The sequence below is a fragment of the Halomicrococcus pelagicus genome, assembly GCF_050954125.1.
Genome location: NZ_JBPBWC010000016.1, coordinates 1 through 16,841 on the forward strand (window position 1 = coordinate 1; position 16,841 = coordinate 16,841).

11 protein-coding genes and 1 pseudogene are annotated in these 16,841 nt (G+C 54.0%); 8 read left to right on the forward strand and 4 right to left on the reverse strand.

Annotation, left to right across the window (positions count from 1 at the left end; all coding sequences use genetic code 11):
• Positions 1-222 (forward strand): annotated as a pseudogene (locus ACRYA2_RS20605) (RNA-guided endonuclease TnpB family protein); the annotation flags it as partial.
• Between the two features lie 102 nt (positions 223-324).
• Here the strand turns inward: ACRYA2_RS20605 and ACRYA2_RS20610 are convergent.
• On the reverse strand, positions 325-840 hold the full coding sequence (locus tag ACRYA2_RS20610; protein WP_433632541.1) for a hypothetical protein: 516 nt from the start codon (positions 838-840) through the stop codon (positions 325-327).
• Positions 841-1,962: 1,122 nt separating this feature from the next.
• Positions 1,963-2,133 carry a hypothetical protein gene (locus tag ACRYA2_RS20615; protein WP_433632544.1) on the reverse strand — a complete coding sequence of 57 codons (171 nt, stop codon included), beginning with the start codon at positions 2,131-2,133 and terminating at the stop codon, positions 1,963-1,965.
• Between the two features lie 761 nt (positions 2,134-2,894).
• Between ACRYA2_RS20615 and ACRYA2_RS20620 the strand changes: the two genes are divergently transcribed.
• From ACRYA2_RS20620 to ACRYA2_RS20640, 5 genes are all read left to right on the forward strand, one after another.
• Entirely contained in the window at positions 2,895-3,170 is a 276-nt protein-coding gene (locus tag ACRYA2_RS20620; RefSeq protein ID WP_433632547.1) for a HalOD1 output domain-containing protein, read from the forward strand.
• Positions 3,171-3,378: 208 nt separating this feature from the next.
• Entirely contained in the window at positions 3,379-4,269 is an 891-nt protein-coding gene (locus ACRYA2_RS20625) for a hypothetical protein (protein WP_433632549.1), read from the forward strand.
• Positions 4,270-4,505: 236 nt separating this feature from the next.
• A complete protein-coding gene (locus tag ACRYA2_RS20630; protein ID WP_433632551.1) occupies positions 4,506-5,168 on the forward strand; it encodes a hypothetical protein in 663 nt (220 codons plus the stop codon).
• Positions 5,169-5,421: 253 nt separating this feature from the next.
• Positions 5,422-7,968 (forward strand): AAA family ATPase, encoded by a 2,547-nt coding sequence (locus ACRYA2_RS20635; protein WP_433632553.1) that lies wholly within the window; start codon positions 5,422-5,424, stop codon positions 7,966-7,968.
• Positions 7,969-8,131: 163 nt separating this feature from the next.
• Positions 8,132-9,298 (forward strand): hypothetical protein, encoded by a 1,167-nt coding sequence (locus ACRYA2_RS20640; protein ID WP_433632556.1) that lies wholly within the window; start codon positions 8,132-8,134, stop codon positions 9,296-9,298.
• Positions 9,299-9,384: 86 nt separating this feature from the next.
• On the opposite strand, the gene ACRYA2_RS20645 is transcribed toward ACRYA2_RS20640, so the two are convergent.
• Positions 9,385-10,794: a restriction endonuclease gene (locus tag ACRYA2_RS20645; RefSeq protein WP_433632559.1), complete on the reverse strand. Its 1,410-nt coding sequence runs from the start codon at positions 10,792-10,794 to the stop codon at positions 9,385-9,387.
• Positions 10,795-11,073: 279 nt separating this feature from the next.
• On the opposite strand from ACRYA2_RS20645, the gene ACRYA2_RS20650 reads away from it, so the two are divergent.
• Complete coding sequence (locus ACRYA2_RS20650) at positions 11,074-14,244, forward strand: McrB family protein (protein ID WP_433632561.1); 3,171 nt, start codon at positions 11,074-11,076, stop codon at positions 14,242-14,244.
• Complete coding sequence (locus ACRYA2_RS20655; RefSeq protein ID WP_433632564.1) at positions 14,237-15,532, forward strand: McrC family protein; 1,296 nt, start codon at positions 14,237-14,239, stop codon at positions 15,530-15,532. The genes ACRYA2_RS20650 and ACRYA2_RS20655 overlap by 8 nt, the downstream gene beginning before the upstream one ends.
• 83 nt (positions 15,533-15,615) lie before the next feature.
• Here ACRYA2_RS20655 and ACRYA2_RS20660 read toward each other — a convergent pair whose 3' ends face one another.
• Entirely contained in the window at positions 15,616-16,797 is a 1,182-nt protein-coding gene (locus tag ACRYA2_RS20660; RefSeq protein ID WP_433632567.1) for a Fic family protein, read from the reverse strand.
• Positions 16,798-16,841 lie beyond the last annotated feature (44 nt).

Here is a 16,841-nt window from a genome sequence, read left to right on the forward strand (position 1 = left end):
GACGACACGAAGGCGAACCGCGTGGAACGGGGCTTGTACATCTGCTCGTCGTGTGGGTTGGTCGGGAACGCGGATTGTAATGGGGCGGAGAATATGCGGCAGAAGATAACTCCGAGTCCTCACGGCGAGGATAGGAGTAACGGCTGTGTGGCACAGCCCTCGGTACACCTGTTCGACCGCGAGAGCGGGACGTTCAAGACGAAAGAACAGGTCGTATCGTAGACCGGCAAATATCCCACCTGTCGTACGGGAAGCCTCGCCGTTTACGGCGAGGAGGATGTCACACGTATTAAGAACAGCAGTCTCACCTTCTGAGGGTGCCGACTAATCTCTCCGTTGAATGATGGTGATGAGCTGGGACTTTGGAAGCCACTCGTCAGAGAGATACGGGACGTCGTCCTGCTTCTCGAATCTCCGGTACTCTTCCTGTAGCTTGTCGTTCAACCGCTTTCGACGGTCGCTATCGACTGCAGTATTCTCTACTCCATTCTCGAGCGAGTGTATCTTGTGTGCGATCTGCATGAGACGACGACCCGGCGACGAGTCCTTGAAGAGAACTGCGTCCTCGGTTTCCCGGGAGATATATCCAACAAATGTGATGGCCAGGTTTCCCCGCACGTCGTCCGTTTTCTCTTCGACTAGCCACTCCGGAAGCTGGATGAACACGTCATCCTCGTCCAAGAGGCCCAGCAATTGCCACAGTTGACGCGTGTCTTGTTCGTTGATGAGGTCACGCTCTCGGGCCGCCCCCAGGGTCACATCGCGGTCGCTGAGCGTCTCTGAGTGCCACTCGCGAGCGAAGGAGTCGTAGTCAGCGTACGTTCTGATAGCGTCAACCACTACTAAATAGATAGAAGAGCGAGACAAAGAAAGATTCTATCACCGTTCTACCAGAACTGTTCTGGTCCCAAAGGCCGTCTACCAGCGGGAACTGCGGGCACGGTATCAACCGATGTACTCCGTAGCGAGTAGGAGTGTTCGAACGGGGAGGCAATTCTACGACACCGTCTCCATTCGGACGTACTAGGGGCTCTGGGACTTCACTCCTCAGGGCTTATCGAAACAATGGACTCAGTCTCGCACTCCGGGCACTGTTCGTGCTGGGAATGAAAGCATGCCTCACACTAGTAGTTTGCATTCTGCGTAGCGGTCTCGGTAGCCGTCTGCTTGAACTGCTTGACCTCCCTCCCGATTCGTTCGAAAAATCCCATCGCGTTCGTAGAAATACGGCCACGACCGTGTTAAACGTCGCAAACCCGATGGCTTTAATGAGACAGACTAGCTCTGCATTGAGGGCCCCGGTCTCAACTTCTGTAGGCTATGTTAATTGATAGCGGTGGCAACGATATCGTCACTGCCACATACGGAACATCGATCAGGCGCAGTGTCGAATGTCGTCCCACACTGCCGGCATTCAACCACCACATCTGGCTTCTCGCTGGCCGTTACAACCTGCCGGACCCGCGAGAGAACACTCATATTAGTCCTTTTTGGCTTCGAGTCACATACATCATTCGGAATCGAAACCAGCCGTCTTACTATTTATACCAGTTATGAAGCACCCACGAGTATGTCACTAACCAGATTCGTGGAGGTAGCGTGTGCGTCTGTCGTAGCTATTGACCACCCAAAGGCGACATCTGGTAAGATAGCCGATGCCGTTGCACGCAACTAGAGTACCACCAGCAAACGCTCGAATTCACTTCACGACTAAGGGCTCATGATTCGGCATCCACGACTGATGGATGACGGCGGCGTCAAATATCTCTATGACGCCCAATCGCTTGCAGAAACTGCAGCGTGGTTGGACTGCGAACTGACCGAATTGACCGACGCTGTCCCGACTCAACGTTCATACCTGCGCACGAATTAAACGGCTGTGTTGAAACACTCAATCAATGGCAAGTGTTAGATTTCGTGCTGAATAGAGGACGCGTATCTCACTCCGCTCGCAGCCATTGATTAGTTAGCAATCATCCGGGCGATCCAGACGATCGGGATCACCGGGATGGCCAATCCGGTAATCAGAAGCACGATAGCGATCACTACCTTCTCGCCGCGACTCGAATCATGCCATATCGACTGCCACATATCATCGATCGCCTGTGCCGTTCGTTGGATTAGTCCAGCCACACATGGTCTGCAGGTATATAGACGGAAAACCTCACGGGCTGCAATGGCTGGTCGACCTCATTTCCCACACCTGTTAGTATATTCTGCTAACTCAGTTCGACTTGCAATCCTCTCCGGTGATATCACAACCCCGGGTGTTCTCGTCGTCCACCTACGTCCTTCACCAACCCCATGGTGGGGCTGTAATTCTCTACTGACCACGTAGTTGCACCAGTGTCGGTGGGGGACTTCCCACTAATTGCCTTGTATAGAAATTTAATCTAATTATCTATAAGACCAATCTTTATACGGCTTGTAACTCTAGACGTCCGCACGACACCGATTAGAGTGACGGACGACCCCCCGGAGTCCGGAACGGCACGGCACTGTCGCTCTGCGTGGGGTTTCTCGTTCTGTGCAATCAATTGTTGCTGGACGTGAGCGCATCGTGTTGCTTTCCCCAACCCCATGGATCGGTGGCAGAGCGTGGACGAGAACAACAGCGGCGATTGTGATATCACTCGCGACCGGGAGTGTCTCGGGGTAGTGAGCGACGGTTTCACTGGACACCTAGTGTCCCGGTCGCTACTGACACCCGGCGAGTGATATCACTCCTTTTCTTATCTGGATACTTCTCTAGACTCACCGGGAAATTACCTTCAACAGTTAGCAGTGCTCGCGTTCAAATGCGACCTGAGGGATATCAACAAATAGTCTGTTTGGGCTATAGTGTGAATCGAGCAACACTCTTATAGGAGACAGGGACTAATGGGGTATACGTAATGGCCGCTACAACCGCTAATAAGCCGGCTGACTGCTTATATGGTTCTTGTGCGAGCGTCGCCCTGATTGAAGCACTCGAGCAATACAATGGCATCGACCCGCACGACAGCGAGTTCCGACTCTACGGTGTGATCGACCCTGACGCACTCGATACTCTCTTTAGCGGCCAGCAAGCCACCGGTCTCTCTATCGAGTTCGACATCGACGACGTCACTGTCTCCATCTCGCAGGCTCACGACGACATTCAGGTCCGAGTCATCGACCCCCTCGCATAGACACCACCTGCTGTTCACACAAACAACTCCGACTGAATCCATAATTTCGAATGCCCTTATATTCATAAGTTTACCAGAATGCATTTAATAACCTTCCCCGTAGGTGTGAAAAGTAGGAGAGAAAGCTTAGGTGGGATGATTGTGAGGCTGGAAGTATGAATCCTCGGACATTTCACAAAGATGGTCGCTATTACGACTTAGAGCCGTCGTGGTATTTCGAGAGTTGGAACGTTATTCAACGCATTTTCAACTACAGAAAGATTACAATAAACTTCATGACTCATTCAAAGAACTCCGGGAAGTGTACAAGAAGTGTGAATCTCAGGGGATAAATGCAATAACCAAATCATTCGACATCACCCGACCGATAACCAAAATTATGGAAGCAGCGGAAGTGTTCTCGTACAATTTTCCCGAATTAGCAAAATCCTCTTGGCGGGGTGGTTTTACACAAGACGTAGCTCACGCATACTGGCGTATAGAAGAAGGTCGGTTTAGAAAAGCGGCCTCCGATGAAGACGTTTTTGCTCAGCTAATGGGAGAGGCAAGCGACATATTAGAAAATTCTACATCCGCCAGTAACAGCGTGTTACAACGACTAACTGAGTTCCTTGAAAACTATGGCCGCGATTTGCACCCTCAAGATGTGCCTGAACAGCATCGGGTGGACGTATACGAAGCACGTGACCTCTACTGCTTAGGTTACTACTCAACAGCGCTGATGGTTCTCGGACGAGCAGTAGAGAAGGCTCTTCTAGAACTAGGTCAGGTTCGGAAAGTCAGGACGGTCGAAGCCTATGGAACTACAGACTGGGAGGACGCTCGATTCTATAACAGAAACGAAGCACTTCACCACATCAATATGCCCGAACGACATGGGAAGGTTCTTTCAGACCGAGAATACCACCAAATCGCTATTCTCATCGACTATCGGAATAACGTCGCTCACTCAGAGTACGATCAGGTGGGACGAGAGGAGGCACATCGTCAATTAATGGACGCATTTGCCCTACTGAGAGAGTTGTCGGAGAAAATTGAATATCTAGAAGAACTGGACGACGACAAGATTGAGGTAGTGGAAGAACAGAAAGCACAGTAATTCACAGACTTCAATTTAGTCAAAAATTCCTACAACTTCCTAGCTTCCTTTAACAACACAATCTATCTCGCCATGTCCTAGATTGCTCGCGCGTCATAGAGTCGTCCGCCCCGACCAAGTCGGAGCTATCGCTCTTCTTGTCTACTGTCTCATCAATTGCGGCTTTCACAGTGATGCTACAGTCCACCCAAGCTGTCCCGCCGACATAGAATGCTCCGCACGCTCCGTCTCCCAGTTTGTCACCGATCGCGAGCACTGCCGCTACCGGCGTTGGGGCGACCTTCGCTGGCGGTGGTCGGCAACTATTCGTTCGTGATGACGGCCACGAACGCATCGTCGAGTCGGTCGATGAGGTCAGTCTTCACATCCGCTGGCAGATCGTCGACCGCTTCGAGCGCGTCGTGCAGGCAAGCGTGCACTGCGTCGAACGCAGTCATACTCTCATCGGCGTGTTCGATCTCGTAGTCGCCACGCCGGAGTTCCGTGACGTAGGTGCGGCCAGCATGCTTTGCGCGTGCGATGTCTTCGAGCCAGCGCACGAGGTCGTGCCGCCAGTCGTCTCGCAACTCATCCTTTGTGGCGTCCGTGTCGGCGCTAGACTGCTTCCAGGCGTCGAAGTCAGTGACGGTGTCGGCACGCTCCGCAACAGACTGAGCGGTGTCTACCTCCGTCTGCAGCCGTGTCTGGAGATGGTTCTTACTGCTATAGTACGAATCGGCGGTCGGACTCGGGTTCTCGTAGAGTTGGTCGGTGACAAGGCTGGTGTACGTCTCGCGGGTGTGCTCTTTGCCGCGCTCCTGCTCAGCGTCTGCAACGCGATTAGTGAGGTGGAGACAGTAGGTATCGACGAGGTCGTCGATCGTCTCCTGTGGGAAGACGCCGTTCTCGTAGGCCTGTGAGCGAGCGAGACCAGATACTCGACGTCTACGATGAGATCATCACAGAACCCCTTTCGGAAGTAACTCAGACGGACCAGCAACGCACGCTGTCAGAAACCACCGCGGCTGAAACCAACGGAGGGGAATCACCCTCGATCTGGATTGAGAAGACGGAGATTGAGGGCCGTGAGTACAAACAAGAGGGTGAACTACGGCTTGACAGGCAGTCTATTCCCCGACCAAAGACAAAGCTGGACGCGACCGTTACTCGACGATGCGCGAGCCTGCGGTCGGCGATATTGTCCTTCATATTCTCCAAGATAAAAGCAAACTCGTCGGTGTCTCCACGGTCGAGTCCAAACTCGAAACAGACTTCGAGGGCCTCCCAGAATTCAATTGGACTGCTGATCAAGCCGGATACCGGCGATGGCTTACTAACTACTACGAGTTCGACGAGCCAGTCGACATCTACGATGACGTCCTCGACAATGCCCGGTACCAACAGTCGCTCTTAGCGATCCGTGAGGATTACAGCAATATCTGCTACGACAAAAACCTGGACCTGGTCCAAGGCGGCTACTTCACTCAGTGTCCGCCAGAACTCGCCAGTATCTTCGCAAGCGAGTCAGCCGAACTTCGCGACGAACTCGAAACTCGGGGCTACCCACCCTCCAAGCTTGACCGCCACCGAGTCGAACCAGTATCAGAGTACGACAACCTCGACGCCGCGATCAACGATATCCAGACTCGCATCGAGCAGACACCTGACGCAACTAACTGGCTTAGCGAACAGCTCGGCGCTACAATCGTTGCAGACTGGTCGACAGTCCTTACAGGATTAGGACCCAGTGGTGAGGTCACAGCGAGCGAAGCGGCGAAATTAGATCAAATACACGCCCTCTATCAGGATACGAAGCCGACACTCGAAACAGCGGTCGATGACCTCGGGTCGGGCACCTTGGAAGGATTTTCGCCCGCTGAGACGCTGTTCATTGGCTTGTTCAATAGCCTCCTGGATAGCCAAGATATCGAGACGGGGAAACTCAATCAGCCACGATTCAACAGTATTCTCACCGACGCTTACACGGTCAACGACAGGCCGATAGAAGACCCCCTGACAGAAACGGAGACATCCAACAATTCAGATCATCCGCTCGTCACGCAGATCCAGGACGAACAACCGACGGTCTACAAGGTTACTTCGCCGCCTGATTACTGGCTGACGGCATATGAGCACGCTGCAGTCGGCTTGGAGGATAAGGATCAGGAGTACTGGTCGAATATTGAAGCCGGCGATGTCGTCGTCTTCCACTCACGTGAAAGCCCAAGTCGAAGTGAACTCGACGACCAGGAAAGTTGCCTGCTCGGCGCCGGCATTGTCCGAGCGAAAACCACCAAACCCGATGACAAAATCTGGTGGCACGACGAGGACAACGACGGCCCCGAGGGCAAAACCTTCTCTCGGCTCCTCACCTTCGAACGGCTCTATCTCTCGGGCGATTTCGATGCTATCGATCATACCAAAGACCTCGCGGCGAAAGCACCTGCCACGATCAACGGTGATCTCGAAGCTCTCACTAGCAATGCACTCGGTTTCGCGGAGGTGGACGACATTTGCAACCAAGCGTCAGATAGCGGCTTCCCTCGCCACCGCGCAATCGAGACGCTTGGCACACCCGACGACCATAGCAAGGCACTCGCAGTAGTGGATGCACTCGCCAGTCGCGTCACGGAAGTACCCCCTATTGCGCTCCACAAATCCTTCGACGGCCACATCACCAACGATAGCAATACGATCCTCGACGACCTCCACTTCCCGAATGGTCAGGGCGAAGCGATTCTCGCACAGGTCGAGGGCGCACTGCGCTCGGACAAACACGTGATCTTCACCGGACCGCCAGGCACGGGGAAGACCGTGATCGCTCGCCGTGTCGCCGACTATCTCGCCGACGAATATCCGTATCTCTATTCGGGATCGCAGGTGACGACGGCGACGTCGGACTGGTCGACGTTCGATACAGTAGGCGGCTACATGCCGAATGAAGACGACACCGACGCTAGTAACCATCTTGAGTTCACGCCCGGGCTCGTTCTCAACCGCTTCAAGACGCGGACGACGAACACACAGCGCAATGACTCGCTGGTGATTGACGAGCTCAATCGCGCAGATATCGACAAAGCGTTCGGCCAATTGTTCACCGTACTGTCCGGCCAGCCCGTCCAGCTTCCTTACACGAAAGAGGGCGTAGAAGTCGAACTCGCGCCCGTCAACGGCAACGCTACCGCCCAGCCCCACGAGTACTATATCCCGAATTCCTGGAATCTGTTTGCGACGCTGAACACCTACGACAAGACGTCACTCTATGAGATGAGCTACGCCTTCATGCGGCGGTTCGCCTTCATTCGCGTTCCCGAACCCGATCTTGACAGCCTCGACGATGCTGAGCTCCGGTCGCTCCTCGAGGACTACGCAGACGTCTGGAGTCTCCACACAGTCGACTTCCACATCGACGATGGGGTTGACCCCTTGCTTGACGTCGGCTGTGTCTGGCAGGCTGCGAACGGCGCAATCGACGACCGCGCAATCGGGCCGGCCGTCGTCCAAGACATCCTCTCGTATCTCGCCGAAACAACAGCCCTCGACTGGCAGCACCGCCTCACACAGGCCGTAGTCAGCTATATCCTCCCCCAGCTCGAAGGCGTCCCCCAACGCAAACGCGTCGTCACCGACCTCGCAGCCGTAAACCAGATCGACGAAGACCTACTCGACACTGCTTCGCGCGACATGCTCCAAGTGGCTGCCAGTCAGGACGATGGATAGGGAGACGCTGCTCGACCAGTTGACGGAGGACATCCTCGCCTACGTCATGCATGGTGCTTTCCCCTAACGGGAGTTCGCGAGTGCGATCAAGCCTGACGCGCTCGACGAGCGGTTCACCGAGTACGAGCTCCTGCTGGACCTCCATTTCATCCTCTCACCCGACGTGATCGAGTTCGTCGAAGACCTCCCACAGCGCGTCCGCAACCTCCAGACCGACACCGAATCCGTCACCCGCACAACCCGCGGCACGGTCGACGGGAAGATCAACTGGAGCGCCACAATCAAACAGCGCTACACACAGAACCCCGGCGACCGCTCAGTCTTCGTCTGCGACAACCGCACCGAAGACTACGACACTAGCGAAAATCTCGTCTTCAAGCGACTCGTCGCCATCATCCACGAGACACTCCGCGAAGCCGAAGACTACCTCAAACAGGACTACGCCTGGGTAAACGACCGCTGGGACACCACCCTCATCAACCACCTGCGGCGCATCGTCGAACAGAACGTCCACGTCCGCCGGATCCGTGACCCGAAGGCCTACGAGCCGACCGACCGGATGCGCAACACCGCCACCGAATCACGGCAACCCATCTATCGCGACGCCGCCACACTCCTCCAAGAGCGCCGCCGCCTCTTCAACGGCGACCCCGACCAACTAAAGACACTCCTCACCGAGACGGCGATCACGCCCGACGATGACGAAACACTCCTCGAACTCTTTGTCCTCTTCCGGTTCATCGCCACCCTCGAAGACCTCCAGGAGACAAACGCCCAATTCGAGACCATCAAAACTGACCGCCAAGAAATCGCCCAGCTCACCAACGACGACGGGACGGAAATCGCCGTCTACCACGACAACTCCGCTCACGACCGCGGCCTCTCATTCCGATCAACGCCAGACGGTGACCAAACTGAGTTATCTCGGACGGAGAAAGTTCACGCGACCGGCTTCGATATCGCGAACAACTACTTCCACGACCGAGAGTTCCAGACGCACACCGGACGCCCGGACATCATCGTCCTCGAAATCACGCATCCCGACGGCGACCAAGACTACCTCATCACCGAAGTCAAAAACAGCACGAACACGGGGACGATTAGGCAAGGCATCAAGGAGACGCTCGAGTATCTCGCCTTCCTCCGCCAAGACAATGAATTCGTCTACGGCGATAACGCAGTCACCGAGGACTATTTCGGCGACGGCTGGAACGGACTCTTGGTCATCCAAGATCTTGTAGAGGAGATTGCGGCACTTGACGAGCAGCACGATAACGAAATCAAAATTTACAAGCTGGCGAGGTCGATACAGCGCTTGAACAGGTCTTGAGCCAGTTTTTCTAATGCTTTCTCAGCGCCATAGATTACTTGGTTGCCCTGGTTTAGGTTACCGAGTTCGGGGATTGGGGAGGGTGTTTAGATGGCGCCGGTGGCGATGAGATAGGTGGCTGCTATGATGGTGAGGGCGACAGTGCCGATCAGTGCTGGGTTTTCCATGGCTCGTTCCTTCCAGTCCATGTCTTCATATTGCTCTTCGAATTCTGCACGGTTTTCTTCGTTGTAGAAGTACTTCTTGGACAGCATGAAGCGGTCAGTGACGGCACAGCCAGTGCACACAGGTGTTTGCTCAATCCGCTCTGTCTTGATATGCGAACTACAGTTTATGCTCCCGCAATTAGCGCAGTAAGTATACGTCGAGTCACTCGATTCGCCACATTGGAGACACTGCTCGATCTCGTTGTGGAGTGTGACTCGTGATGGGCCAGCTGCATAGTATTCGAGCCTGTATTCATTGTCTTGCAGAACGGTCGTCGTCTGAATACGTGGGACGTATACTGGCTCAATTGCTTTGACTGAAACGTCAGAAAGGTTAGGTTCACAGGTCTTTTCGTAGTCGACGTTGTTATTGCCGGTGTATTCGACGGTTGTGGTGTATTTGTCTCGGAGATAGTCGACCATCCAGTCCTTGTATTCTGTTTCGGTGGTGGCGAAATGCTGGCGTGTAATGTCCTCAAAGTCGGCCTGGAGGGAATCTTCATCGACTGTAATAGTCTGGTGGAAGTTCCTGTTCACCAGGTTGAGAAGGTCATCGTTGCTTGGAGCTTGTGGTCTGTCCGATGTTGCCTTAATGAGAAGTTCGTCGTGTTGATTGACGCGATGGATGACACCGACTGACGTCTCGAACACAGCGTTGGTGTCTGCATCGATCTTCACATAGGGCTCAAGAGCAAGATATCCAGACGGGTCTGGAATACGAGATTGTTCGATATTCTCTACGTTTTCAAAGGCTTCTATAACGGGCGTGAAGGTGTTCTGTGTCGGGTCGGATGGCCGAAGCATCTGAGTGCAGATGATCTCGATTGACCCGTTGTAGAGATCGAGGCCAATATCGTCTGCAATATTGGCGAGTTTGTTTCCGTCGATAAGATCGATCTGGATGTGGGAGTTGTTGGAGACGTCGCTAGCATATTCTTCAGCTTGTCTGCTGATTTCTCCCGTTGTAGCGACGATGCCGCGTTTGGGTCCGTTGAAGTCGTATGTGCTGACTGCCGAGTGGAGTTTTTGCACGACTTCCCGTCCGACTTTTGACTGGTGTTTACATTCGACGACGACGCCCCGGCGAGTTCCGTTAACCTGTTCTTCCATAAGGATATCTCGGCCTTCATCGCCGGTTCGCGCTGTTTGTCGTACATTTTCATAGCCGAGATTTCGAAAGACGTCTTCCATTAAGTCTTCAAAGTCGTGACCAGATAGATCATCTAAGATACTCCTGTCGTGGGTGGAAGTTGCGGTACTGCGTTTAGATGACGAGGCGTTCTTCCCCATAGCCTGCAGTGTAACTAGTGTTATTTAAAAATGCATTGGTTAGAATTAGGGAAGATGGTGAGCTACATAAGGTGACGATGATAGGTGAACTGCCTTTGTTTGTTGATCATAGAAAAGTTGGTATGAGTCTTTTCTACTTTGGATATGATTCTCGTGCGGTCTGATCTGGAAAACGCATCTACATATGAAGCCGAGGAAAAGAGAATGCCCACATACAGTAGTACCTGCAGAACGTTAGCGGTATATCTTTATGAGCCTCGTGTGTTGGTTTTCGACAATATGGCTACCACTCTCTCGTCGTTGGATATTGAGGAGTTGATCGATCGATACATCGACGAGCATGACTGGGAACGGGACAAAGCCCACGTTCAGAATACGTCAGAAGCAATTCGTCGGCTTGTTCAGGCGCTCGTGGAGACGGGCTCTATCAACGAGTCGGCGATGCGGACTGTGTATAATCTCTGCCAGAATGACGACGCATTCAAACCGGAGACTAAAAAGAAGCGGATTGACGACCTCGATATTGACGCCGACGCGAAGTCAGCGATCAAAGAACGGATCGAGGACGGAACTGGCGTCGTCGGGGCAGGCACGTACTCGGTCCCGATTAAGGGGTATGAGGAAGCGGCGTTTGACCTCCTCTCAACGGCTATCAAAGCCGATGACCGCAGCGAGATTGATTCTGCAATAGAAGAGTTCGCCGCTCTCGAAGTCGAAGGAGTACAAAACGGGATTCTCTCCCCGATCCTCTACTTTCTGCACCCAACGAAATATCCGATCAGCAACCACCGCTCACGCACAGGGATGCAGAAATTCTTTGGCTACGAAATGTCTGGCCGACTCACATCCTACCTCAAGGAAGTAGAGAGGTTCCACGAAGTACGTACTGACTACCCGTTCAAAGAGGATTTCCGTCACCTGGATAGTTTCTTTAACTGGATCGAAGAACAAGACCTGAGTCAAACAATCCAGGCAAAATCAAACAGAGACGTCCCGGATCAAGACCTTGTGGTTGGGGATTTCGGGGATGGAGACTTCTACTGGGTGAATCAGAACCGAGACGTCGAATTTGAAAATGAATACCTGCGCTCACGGGATACGAAATGGCAGCGGGATTTGACGGTCCTTGAACCAGGCGACATCATCTTCCACTATACGAACCAGGCAGTACGCGCGTGCTCTGTCGCTACCGGTGAAATATATCAAACAGAGACGGAGGACGGCGAATACTATCGTGTAGACGTAACAACGACGTATCTCGATAATCCGCTCCCAATAGCCGAGATTCGAGAAACACTCCAAGACCCAGACTACAAACAAAACCAAAGCCGATACCCGCTCGACAAAAACGGGAACGTCATTCAAGCGTATCTGTGTCATCTCACTCCGGAAGCTGGCCGGTACTTGCTTGCAGAGTCTGATGTCGAGCTCCCCGAATATGAGTCTGCTCAGAGCACGAGCTATACTGATACGGCACTGGAAGCGGCCGACACATATGATGGGATTGTTGCTGCGACGGACGACATCCAGACTCGTCTCGACCAACACTCTGGGGAGCGGAATTGGCTCGGTGATCAGATTGCGGCAACGATCGTCACGGACTGGACGGCAACACTACGACGCACCGACCTTGTTGACGGCGATATCTCAGGTGAAGCTTCGGTCAAATGCGACCAGATTGTTCGCCTCTACGAAGAAAATGCTGAGCGACTAGCCGAACAGGCAGAAACCATTGGATCAGCAACAATCCAAAAGTCGGATCTCTCTCCTGGACAGGTGCTGTTCACTGTGCTTCTCCGCGATCTCCAGTCGGAGATGGTGGGGAAGTCGAATATGAATCACGTGAAGCTCGAACAGTTACTCGACGAGCAATACAAAGGAAAGGGTGGCGAGGAACTTGGTTCGCCAGCAAACGCGCCCACCAACGCAGCAACGATCAGGCGACAGCTCCAGCAGTCGAAGCAAGTGGTTTTCTATGGGCCGCCTGGAACGGGAAAGACGTATACGGCACGGCAGTTCGCACAGTGGTGGCTGCACCAACAGTCCGAGCCCCCAAGCACGGATCAACTGGAGACAGTTACCTTCCATCCCTCGTTCTCGTATGAGGATTTCATTGAGGGACTGACTGCCGAAGCAAATGAAGGCAATGTCGAGTACAGTGTCGAGAAGGGCGTCTTCAGACGGATCTGCAGGCGCGCTCGAACCGCCTACGAATACGCGAAACAGAGCGACGACGCCAGTGATCCGCCGCACTACGTATTGATTATCGATGAGATCAACCGCGGCAATCTCGCACAGATCTTCGGCGAGACGATCACGCTTCTCGAAGCCGACAAGCGTGGCACCTTCGAGGTCGAACTTGCTCACTCCGGTGAGACGTTCACGGTTCCGCCGAACCTCTACGTCATCGGCACTATGAATACGGCAGACCAATCCATCGCACTCGTGGACACGGCGCTCCGTCGCCGCTTCCGGTTCATCGACTTCCCGCCCGATCTCGATCTCGTGTTCGAACAGTACGCCACCGAGTCGATTACCGCCCGAAACGCCGTGACAACCCGATCGAACGGTATCTCTCGGCGTGAACGCCTCCTTGGGGCGAGCGTGCTCGCAGCCCACGAACTCAACGACCGTATCCTCGAAGCGCCCCAGCTCGGCAAAGGGAAACAACTCGGCCATACGTACTTCCTCAACCACGAATCACCAGACGACGTCGTCGATGCATGGCGCTACGACATCCTCCCACAGCTCGAGGAATACTACTTCGGCCAGTTCGACCGGCTCCGCGACGAACTCCTAAACGAGACTGACAACCGCCTCATCGACTGGGAGACCGAACGCATTCAGCTATTCGACGCCCACGATCTCTATTCGGCGCTCTGTGATCTTGCAGACATTGACGATCCGGCACCACTTGCTGACGCACCTCGACCGATGTCGGACGGAAACGGAACTACAGCTACACACGCACAAACGGACGACAGGTGGGCTGCCGGCGAACGAACACCTGCAACGTTCCGCGAGCGAGTGCAGACAACGTTAGACGACGAATCAGTGGCGAAGATGATCCACGTCCTCGATGTCGGCGAAGACGTCGGCTGGCTCGATGCTGGCCGTGGCGACAACGCGACAGTCATGATCAAATCCGAATCGGTGGACCCGGGTGTCGGAATCATCGAGCTCGCTCAAGACGGGACGATTGACTTCCGATGGAATTGGTTACTCGGCCGTGAGGAGAATCCGCTGACCCGCGAGTTCATCGAAGACGCTGGACGTGTGTTCGAATCCGTCGGTGACTACGAACATGAGTGGGATCCAGATGCCGGCGAGGATGGAGCGTTCGAAGACATTGCATTCGACGTGAGTAAGCTCTCCGACGAGGATGTCTCGGCCTTGACGGATGGCCTTCGATCGTTTATCGAACAGGCAGACCAGTTCCAGCATGATTGACTCGTCTCCCGTCGGGTATCTCGGCCAACGGATCGAACGCGAGGAATCAAGCGGTACGGTTCCACCGTCAGATCCGATCTCGCTCGAAGAGCACGACGCTTCCCCGCCGTTCGACATCAGCCAGAAAGACGCACAGTTCCTCGAATCACTCGACGAGCGATGTCAGGCAGCACCGCTCGATATCTCGTTCACGAGTGACGGACGAGCGATCGTTGAAACTGGCACTCACGTTGGCGTCCTAACGCTGCCAAGTGGCGTGCAGATCGAGGTGACGCCCAAGCAGACGGTAACGCGCCTGCTGTGGGCGCTCAAGTACGCATTCGAGACACCAGTCGAGTCGCTGGACTTCGAGACGGAGTTCACTGGCGCATCGTCGTTTTTCGACGCGATCGGGATTCTCTTCCAGGCCGAATTGCAGTCCGTTCTTGATCAGGGACTCCACAGGGATTACGTCAGAACACGGTCTGTCGAAGATCACGTCCAAGGCCGGATCGATGTCCAACGCCAGCTCCAGCGACCGTCCGCTGTCACGACTGACTTTGCAGTTTCACGTGACGAATTCACTGCGGACAATCTCCTGAATCAGGCTGTTCTTGCAGCGACACGGCTGTTAGTAACGCTCACCCGCGACAACAGACTCTCAAGCCGACTCCACCATCAAGAACAACGGCTACGAGAGTTCGTTTCCGTTGAAGAGGTCTCGCCGGCAGAGGTCGACCGCCTCGAACTCTCGCGATTAAACGACCACTACGAAGCATTGCTCGGGCTGACACAGATGCTTCTCAATCGCGAGTTCTTCGAAGACGTCCGAGCTGGTGACCGCCGGTCACTCGCACTCTTCGTCAACATGAACGATGTTTTCGAACGCATCGTCGAACGCGCCTTCCGAGCCGCGGCACAAAGCATCGGAAATCTCACCGTCGAAGGCCAGGCATCGATCCCAAACATCGTCGAAGGGCCACACGCGGTTTCGATGCGCCCAGACGTACTCGTCACTCGCAACCATGGCACACCGGTCGCAGTAGCAGACGCTAAATGGAAAACAGGGTCTGCGTCGTCCAGCGACGTCTATCAGCTCACCTCGTATATTCTCGCACTTGACGTCCCAGGCGCGCTCGTCTATCCAGGTCGAGATGGCGGTGTGACTGAGCAATCGACGGTGATGGGCGAGCATCGTCTTCGGTCTGTCGAGCTAGCCACAAACGCAGCCGTAACATCGTACGATGACTACGCTCACGCGATCGAAACGAGTGCCCTGCGATATCTGAAGAGATCGGTTTGCTCATAACAGATGCAGTGGCGACGGGAGAACTGTTCCCGCTGTTCAGGAGTTACCGTGGAATCGAGCGAAGGTCGCTGGTTTGCAGTGGGTCAGTATGTTTGCGGTGGTTGTTCGAGGATGTCGAATATTTCTGTGGCACGGAATTCCTTGTATCGCTTTTTCCCAGTGACCTCCTCAAGTCGTCCGTCCTCTTGGAGTCTCTCGATTGCCCGGTAGGCGGTCGACCGCTCAACGTCCAACATTTTGGCGGCCTCAGGCGCAGTGAAATACGGGGTTTCGAATAGGTTTCTGGCTAAACGGGCGTAGGCGTAACTTGTTTCGCCGTACTCTTCCTCATACTGCTGTTGCAGATTACGGAGGGCTATGAAACGGTCGACGGACTCGCGTGCCTGGTTCTTAACGCCTGTAATGAAGAACGTGAGCCAGTCTTCCCATGCACCGGTCTCTCTGACGGCCTCCATCCGATCGACGTATGTCTGTTTGTTCCGATTGAAGTATTCGCTGAGATACAGGCTGGGATGTTCGAGGTATCCAGCGTCGTATAGCTGAAGAACAACCAAGAGACGTCCGACCCGCCCGTTGCCGTCTCCATATGGATGAATCGTCTCGAACTGATAGTGGACGAGTGCAATGTCGACGAGTGGATGATAGCTGCCGCCGGTCCGGATGTACGTCAGGAGTGCTTCCATCATTCCCTCTGTCTTTTCCGGCGGCGGTGGAAAGAACGACCCGACGACATTCGGCGTCTGTTTGAACTCGCCAATAGTCTCCGTCTCACTACGAGATTCTGGCAACCCAGTCAGGAGGGTTTCGTGAAGCGAATGGAGCATGTCGATCGTGATCTCCCCTCCTTCGTCGAGGGTTTTAATTCCGTTTTCGAGAGCTGTTTCGTAATTTAATACCTCTTGGGCATTCGTCGTCCCATTTGACTGGGATGATTGCAATTGTGTCGATGCATTCTCCGTCTCGCTATACGGCTGCGTTTCAGCGCTAAACACCGTATTGAAATCGACGTCAGCACCCTCGATTTCTGCGGATTCCATCGCCTCTTTCCGAAGCAGCGATGTATACAAGACAGGCGGAAAATCTCCAATTGTACTGAATCCGCTGAGTTTCCCCAACCAGAAGGTTGCATCCGATAGTAATTCGTAGAACGCCGAACTCATATCTAACTCTTGCGACGGTGGTAGTGGATCTGGCTTGTAGTATGAATTCCTGCCGTAGGAGACATACTCACCGGGCGCTGATTCCGGCAATCCCTCGGTGCTCATTGAACGTACACGGTACTAGAACTGCCTAAACAAAAATTTAATGG